This is a genomic window from Arthrobacter sp. Y3225116 (genome assembly GCF_059091245.1).
In genome coordinates, this window is record NZ_JBNHGL010000471.1 from 1 (window position 1) to 1,008 (window position 1,008).

The following is a 1,008-nucleotide window of genomic DNA, read 5'->3' on the forward strand; positions in this document are numbered from 1 at the left end:
GCCTTGCCACCGGGACGGCCTGGGTGCCGGTGGCCGCCGATGCAGGCACCACCCGTCCGATCGCCCTGAACGGCGCGGCACTCGAGGAGCTGCGGCGCAGTGGCTGGACCTGCCCGCTGCTGCCCGGGCTCGGCTACCGCCTGCAGAGCGCGGAACAGACGGTCGTGGACGGGCAGCCAGCCGTCAGGCTCGAGCTCAGCGACGGCGGCCACCGGGTGGTGGTCACCGAGCAACGGCGCGGAGACGGCAGCGCCGACGGAACGGCCCGGGTGGCGGACCCCGCGCCGCCGGTGAATGCGACCACTGGCCATCCGGTGACCATGGACGGATTCCGGGAAGTGGCCGGGCTGAACCGCGCCGTGTGGGTGCGCGGCGGCGAGGACTGGACCGTGGTGCTCCATTCCGACGAGGTGACGTACACGTTGTGGTCCGACCTTCCGCTGGCCGAGATGCCGGAGACGGTCAGCCACGTGGTGCTGTCGGAGAACTCCCGCCTGAAGCTGCCGATGCCGTCCCCGGCCGACGATCCGCTCAGCCGGATCGTCCGCGGACTGGGCATGATGGTCAAACCGCCGGCCGCCGGCTGATGCACCCCCGGCGATGCCCGGACGGCCCGGGCCGGATGAGGGGCCGCCGCGGGGCTCCGGCAGCAGCGGCCGAGTGGCTGACCGGCCCGGCGAACGGGTAACCTTCAATCGTGTTTGGAATCAACGGCTCAGAACTGATCATCCTGGCAATTCTTGCCGTGGTGATCCTCGGACCTGAGCGGTTGCCCGAATACGCCGCGCAGCTGGCCAGGTTCGTCAAACAGCTGAAGACCATGGCCGCCGGTGCCAAGGAACAGCTGCGCGAAGAAGTCGGCGACGACATCGTCGACATGGACTGGCGAAAGCTTGATCCGCGGCAATACGACCCTCGGCGGATCATCAAAGAAGCCTTGTTGGACGACGACGAGGCGCCGCGTCCTGCGCCGGCGGCGCCGGCTGTCGCGGCAGCAGCCGCAACCGC

General features: G+C 70.0%; 1 protein-coding gene and 1 pseudogene. Both read left to right on the plus strand.

The window, feature by feature from the left end:
• A pseudogene (locus AC5RV2_RS18370) lies at positions 1 to 587 on the plus strand (hypothetical protein); the annotation flags it as partial.
• A 110-nt stretch (positions 588 to 697) separates the two neighbouring features.
• On the plus strand, positions 698 to 1,008 hold a 311-nt coding region (locus AC5RV2_RS18375; protein ID WP_494093522.1), incomplete at its 3' end, for a twin-arginine translocase TatA/TatE family subunit.